Here is a 5681-nt window from a genome sequence, read left to right as displayed (position 1 = left end):
GCCGGAGCCGGCGGACCGGGTGCGCGCCGATGCGTTTTCGGCTACTTTGTCCCCAATGCCGGAACCTTGAGACGCGCAGCGCGTTTGAAACCAAGCAATCACAAGGAGTTAAGCCATGGCCACTGCCGCAGGAAAGACCGCAAACGACGCCCGTGCAAATGCGGACCTGGAAGCCGACATCAGGCAGTTGAAGGCCGACATCGACAAGCTCACCAAACAACTGGCCAAGACCGGCGAGCATGGCTATGGCACCGCGCGCCGCGCAGCCACGGAAGGGGTCGAACAGTTGCGTGCGCAGGGCGAAGCAGCCTTTGACAGCCTGCGCAGCAATGCCAAGGACATCGAAGCGCAGATGATGGCAAGCGTGCGTGAAAAGCCGGTGACGTCACTGGCGATCGCCGCCGGCGTAGGCTTCCTTTTCGCGCTCATCGCGCGTCGCTAGTCGCGCTCCAGATGGGAATGTTGGCAACCCTGATCTCGGGCCTCGCCTCGGGGGAAACCGTGGCCGCCATACACCGGGCGCGCACGGCGGCAATCGTCTATGTGATCGCCATGGCCGCCGCACTTTGCGGTCTCGTTTTTCTTGTCGGGGCCGCCTATATCTGGACGGCGATGCGCTATGGGCCGCTTGCCGCGGCACTGGGGTTTGGCGTCGGTTTCCTGGTGCTTGCCGGACTTATCCTGCTGATCTACCGGATCTCCGCAGGCTCACGCGCCCGGCGCCGGGCGCAGCGCCGCAATGCCGACATGAAGGCGATCGGCATCACCGCCGCACTCGCCGTGCTGCCGAGTCTGCTCAAGGGAAAAGGCGGTCTCGGCGTCATTCTGGGGCCGGCCGTGGCGCTCGCGGCCTACGCCATCTACCGCGAGAATGTGAAATCCGACGATCTGGATGAGAGCGAACGGATATAGAGCTGTTGGGAGAGGTCACTTTGACAACTCTTCCAGCGGCATCGATATTTCGGCAAACACGCCTTCCGGCCGGAATTCATGGGTCACTTCGCTGGAAATGACCTTGGCTAGGCTGCGGCGAATGAGGATCGAGCCGAAGCCGTGCCGATCCGGCGGAGCGACTTGCGGGCCGCCGCTTTCGCGCCAGGTCAGCACAAGACGCCGGGCATCCCTCCTGCCTTGCATCCTCCAGCCGAGATCGACCCTGCCTGACGGCACCGACAGCGAGCCATATTTCAGCGCGTTGCTGGCCAGTTCATGCAGGATCAGGCCAAGCCCGACGGCCTGGTCGGGCGACAGCAGCAGGTCGTCGCCGGAGATCGTCATGCGCGGCTGCTCGGCCGTTTCGAAAGGTTTGACCTCGATCTGAACGAGTTCACTGATGCCAATGCCGCGCCACTCGCGGTCCGACAACAGATTGTGGGCGATGCCCAAGGCCTGAAGCCTGGCGCCGAACGCCTCGAGGAACTCGCTTGGCTGGCGGGCATGGCGCACGGTCTGCGTTGCCAGCGCCTGGACGGTCGCCAAAGTGTTCTTGACGCGATGGTTGAGCTCACGCAGCAGCAGCCGTTGGCGTTCGTCGCCGAGCTTACGCTCGGAGATGTCGTAGTTGACGCCGAAGATCAAGGTCGGCTTGCCGTCGCCGTCACGCTCGATGACACGGCCGCGCGTGGCGAGCCAGCGCGGCGGATGAAAGCCCTTCACCCGGTATTCGCCGAAATAGTCGTCGCTGCCGGTCAGGGCGTCGCGAAAGCGGGTTTCGGTCTGGTAGACGTCACGCGGATCGATGGCGGTGAGGATGTCGCGTGCGCGCAGCCGGTTGGATCGCGGCAGGCTGAACAGCTCCGACATCAATGTGTCGCATTCGATGATATCGGTGCGGATATCCCATGCCCAACTAGCGAGCGACGCCGCATCGAGTGCGATGGCGCGTCGTTTTTCCTCGCGAACCAGTGCGGCCTCGGCGATCGCGCCGCTGCGGGTTGTGTCCTTGAGGGTGAACAGGCTGGCGGCGAGGCCGGCGAGCGACTTCAACTGGTCGAGCTCAGCGTGGGATGGAAAACCATGCGGCGAGCGGTCGAGCACGCACAGCGTGCCGATGCGGGCACCTGCCACAACCATCGGCGCGCCGGCATAGAAGCGGACATGGTGCTTTCCGGTGACCAGCGGGTTGGTCTTGAAACGGGGATCCGTCGTTGCATCCACCACCACCATCGGTTCGTCGCCGGCGGCAATCGCATGGGCGCAGAAGGAGACGTCGGTCGCGGTTTCGGCCTCGTCCAGGCCGAAGCAGGATTTGAACCACTGCCGTTCGAGGTCGACGAGCGTGACCAGGGCCATCGGCACCTGCATCACCGCCGCGGCAAGGCTGCTGACGCGGTCGAAATCGGGATCGGCCGCTGTATCCAGCACCTCCAACCCGTGCAGCACGGCGAGCCGGTCAACATCCTTGACTGCGCGCGCAACTTCGGCCGGCAGCTCGGGCACTGTTTGCGTCTTGCCAGTCACCCCACTTGCCTCGTCCCGGTCTTCGCCGTCGCCTGCTTGCGCTGGTGCAAGGCCAGCGCGCTTTTCCGGAACCATCCTAGCGAGGAACCGTTACCCGACCATGATTTGCCGAGCGCGCCAGCTGGTGCAGAATGAGACAGGGATCGAGCATGGCCAAGATCATTCCAGAAAACAAGGCGCGGCAGGGGCGATGGGGCTGGCATGGATTTCGAATCCTGATCGCCGCATTGCTTCTGGTGTTTGCTGCGTGGGGCATTGCCGAGATTTATGGTGTGTTGATCAAGGCGCCAACCAGCGATGAACAGCATGTCCCCACGCCCAGCACCACCGAGCAGGCTCCTGCTGGCTAAAGCCGGTTTGTTCGTTGCAACGCATCGCATCAGGCGGCTCTCGATTGGGCCGCGCTCGCCGGCACCAGTACATTCAGCGCGCCAGGCTGGATTTCGATTACCGTTTCACGGTCAAGCCTGACCAATTCGCCGTCCATCACAGCGCGAAACTTGCGGCTGCTCGAATGGATTTTCAGCACCGTTCTGTTCGTCTGGTGGATTTCGACATGTTCGTTGTCGCGCCATTTGCCGCGCGCCACGTTGAAGAAAAACTTGACCAGTTCGGCGCGCTGCTTCGCCACCGTGACATAGACACCGAGTACGCCGCCCGCCGGATTGTCGGCGTAAGGCAAATGGCCTTCGCCGAACAAATTGTTGGTGATGCCGATGCCGGTGATGCGTGCCGCCATTTCGGCTTCGCCGATGCTGAGCGTCACATTCATCGCAGGTGGATTGTTGATCGTCGCCCAAGCCGCTTTGGCCGAGGCGCGGATCTTTCCCAACCGCGAACCGAACTCCATCTTCTGGCGCAGTTGCACCATCTTTGCATGCATGCCGATCGAGAACTGATGTATGAAAGGTTGGCCATTGGCTGTCGCCACGTCGACCGCGATGATTTCGCCGTCGGCGAAGGATTTCAGCGCTCCATCGAGTGACTGCGGAATGCCCAACCCCCGCGCGAACAGGTTCATGGTGCCGGCCGGCAATATGGCAAGCGCCTTCTTCGTGCCCATCAGCCGCGCGGCCGCGGCGGAAATGGTCCCATCGCCGCCACCCGCCAGCACGACGTCGACAGAGCGACGCGAAGCCGCGCTGTCGAGCGTTTCCACCACGTCCTTGCCGGCGACAATTTCGATGCTGAGCGAGTGCCCTGCCGTCTCCAGCGTCTGATGCATCCTGTCGGAGAAGGCGACGAGGTCGGTGGTGCGCAAAGTGCCGCCATCCCGGTTCAGCACCGCTGCGAATTTCATACCCCGCTCCACCATGTCAGCCAAAAAGTGGCCGGGACACGCCCAGCCGATGGCTGAAACGCGGCGGCGACGGAAAAGGTTCCCTTGACACGAACGGGCTTCTAAGCCGCTCGATCATTTCTGTGATTTCGATTTCCGGACGGCGCGGTTTTGTCGGAACAACAGACTGGTCACAACGTTGTGAACCTGTAGATGCCGCGTCCGACTTTCCGGCGAAGACGCGGCGCATGAGATCAGGCACGAGGAGAGACTATCATGATCCGCAATCTTTTAGCCACGACCGCACTCGCAACACTGATCGCGACGGGCGCATATGCGCAGAGCGCGACGACCCCGGCGCCGGCACAGAGCCCAGCCGTTCAGGAGTCAGGCGCCGCGACGGTCCGCGCAGAGGGCAGCATCGTCACCAACATCATCGGTGAATCCGTCTACAACGGCACCGGCGATGATGCCGAGAACATCGGCAATGTCAGCGACGTCGTCTTCGACAAGGATGGGCAGGCGAAATCCGTCGTCATCGACGTTGGCGGTTTTCTGGGTGTCGGTGCCAAGAGCGTCGCCTTCGAGTACGGCAAGCTGCAGTGGGCCGAAAAGAATGGTGACCGCTGGCTGGTAGCCCAGACGACCAAGGACGAGTTGACCGCTCAGGCGGAATTCGACAGCCAGCCCTACAGTCCGGCCCCCGCACCTGCGGCATCGACCGACGCGACCGCACCTACGGCACCTGCTACGACGGATACGGCACAAAAGCCGGCCGACATGAACGCCGCTCCGGCGGAACCGGTAAAGCGCGCGGACGGTAACCTTGCCACCAACATCATCGGTGAAGACGTATATAACGGAACCGGTGATGACGCGCAGAATATCGGCGACGTCAACGACATCGTGCTGACCAAGGAAGGCAAGGCCGAGTCCCTGGTCATCGGCGTGGGCGGTTTCCTTGGCCTCGGCGCCAAGAATGTCACCTATGATTTCTCTAAGGCGCAGTGGGCCGAGAAGAATGGCGACCGCTGGCTGGTGGCCCAGACCACCAAGGAAGAGCTGCAGGCGCAGCCCGATTTCGACCGCAAGGCCTATGATCCGGCGCCGGCCACGACGGCTTCCAACGAGCCTGCGGCCACCGCTCCGGCTGCTGTGCCGTCCGACACGACGGCTCCTGCTGTCGCTCCGGCAGATAAGACCGCCGAAGCTCCGGCAGCGACCACCCCTGACGCCTCGGCTCCCGACCAGACACAGACTGCCGCCATCGACAAGTCGACGTTGACCGAGATGCCGGTCGGCGAGATTCGTGCCGATGACCTGAAGGGCACGACTGTCTACGGCGCAAACGACGCCAGGGTAGGCGAAATCGGCGATGTCGTGCTTGCGCCTGACAACAAGACGGACGCGGTGATCGTCGACGTTGGCGGCTTCTTAGGCGTCGGTGAAAAGGAGGTCGCGGTTGGTATGGATAATCTCAAATTCATGACCGACAAGGACGGCAACAAATATCTTTACACGACCTTCACCAAGGAACAGCTCGAGGCTCAAACCGCCTATGATAAAGGCAGTTACGCCGAACAGCGCGATCAGCAGCGCATGATCGTAAGGTAATTCTGTTCAGCCCAATGAAGCCCGCGCTGGCAACGGCGCGGGCTTTATTTATGTGTGGCCAGGTGGCAGGCCAGCGGCATGGCCGACGAGGCCGTTCTGGGTCAATTCGGCCAGCGCCAGCGACTGGTCGAGATGTTCGGCCCGCCAGGCGAGCAGCCGTTCGGCGAATTCCAGGCGCACGGTGAGATGGCCGGGGTCGGCCGCGAGATTGTCCAGCTCGCCCGGATCGCTTTTTAGATCAAAGAGCAGCGGCGGCAGATTGCCGCCGAAATGCACATATTTGAAATGCTCCGTGCGGATAACGGCGAGGTTGCATTGGCGTTCGGCG

General features: G+C 62.4%; 6 protein-coding genes and 1 pseudogene. 4 read left to right on the top strand and 3 right to left on the bottom strand.

Annotated elements, in window-relative coordinates; translation table 11 throughout:
- The first annotated feature begins 115 nt into the window (after positions 1-115).
- Together EN939_RS18595 and EN939_RS18590 are read left to right on the top strand one after the other, a co-directional pair.
- On the top strand, positions 116-442 hold the full coding sequence (locus EN939_RS18595) for a DUF883 family protein (protein WP_023811001.1): 327 nt from the start codon (positions 116-118) through the stop codon (positions 440-442).
- 11 nt (positions 443-453) lie between these two features.
- Positions 454-912 (top strand): hypothetical protein, encoded by a 459-nt coding sequence (locus tag EN939_RS18590; protein ID WP_127269173.1) that lies wholly within the window; start codon positions 454-456, stop codon positions 910-912.
- Between the two features lie 15 nt (positions 913-927).
- On the opposite strand, the gene EN939_RS18585 is transcribed toward EN939_RS18590, so the two are convergent.
- The gene (locus EN939_RS18585) at positions 928-2439 is read right to left on the bottom strand and encodes a sensor histidine kinase (protein WP_164748878.1); all 1512 of its coding nucleotides are present in this window, start codon (positions 2437-2439) and stop codon (positions 928-930) included.
- A gap of 170 nt (positions 2440-2609) precedes the next feature.
- Here EN939_RS18585 and EN939_RS18580 point away from each other — a divergent pair, with 170 nt between their 5' ends.
- On the top strand, positions 2610-2810 hold the full coding sequence (locus EN939_RS18580) for a hypothetical protein (protein WP_127269171.1): 201 nt from the start codon (positions 2610-2612) through the stop codon (positions 2808-2810).
- A gap of 29 nt (positions 2811-2839) precedes the next feature.
- On the opposite strand, the gene EN939_RS18575 is transcribed toward EN939_RS18580, so the two are convergent.
- On the bottom strand, positions 2840-3760 hold the full coding sequence (locus EN939_RS18575; RefSeq protein ID WP_127269170.1) for a diacylglycerol/lipid kinase family protein: 921 nt from the start codon (positions 3758-3760) through the stop codon (positions 2840-2842).
- 255 nt (positions 3761-4015) lie between these two features.
- Between EN939_RS18575 and EN939_RS18570 the strand changes: the two genes are divergently transcribed.
- The gene (locus tag EN939_RS18570; RefSeq protein WP_127269169.1) at positions 4016-5353 is read left to right on the top strand and encodes a PRC-barrel domain-containing protein; all 1338 of its coding nucleotides are present in this window, start codon (positions 4016-4018) and stop codon (positions 5351-5353) included.
- Between the two features lie 48 nt (positions 5354-5401).
- On the opposite strand, the pseudogene EN939_RS18565 reads toward EN939_RS18570, so the two are convergent.
- Positions 5402-5681 (bottom strand): annotated as a pseudogene (locus tag EN939_RS18565) (phosphonate monoester hydrolase); the annotation flags it as partial.

It is taken from the genome of Mesorhizobium sp. M7A.F.Ca.CA.002.05.1.1 (genome assembly GCF_003998335.1).
GTDB lineage: Bacteria > Pseudomonadota > Alphaproteobacteria > Rhizobiales > Rhizobiaceae > Mesorhizobium.
The sequence above is the reverse complement of the archived record's forward strand: the minus strand, read 5'-3'. Positions and strand labels throughout refer to the sequence as shown.

What these genes read in the sequence shown, in the direction of transcription:
- EN939_RS18595 (WP_023811001.1), top strand. Translation starts at nt 116, where the DNA reads ATGGCCACTGCCGCAGGAAAGACCGCAAACGACGCCCGTGCAAATGCG.
- EN939_RS18590 (WP_127269173.1), top strand. Translation starts at nt 454, where the DNA reads ATGGGAATGTTGGCAACCCTGATCTCGGGCCTCGCCTCGGGGGAAACC.
- EN939_RS18575 (WP_127269170.1), bottom strand. Translation starts at nt 3,760, where the DNA reads ATGAAATTCGCAGCGGTGCTGAACCGGGATGGCGGCACTTTGCGCACC.
- EN939_RS18570 (WP_127269169.1), top strand. Translation starts at nt 4,016, where the DNA reads ATGATCCGCAATCTTTTAGCCACGACCGCACTCGCAACACTGATCGCG.
- EN939_RS18580 (WP_127269171.1), top strand. Translation starts at nt 2,610, where the DNA reads ATGGCCAAGATCATTCCAGAAAACAAGGCGCGGCAGGGGCGATGGGGC.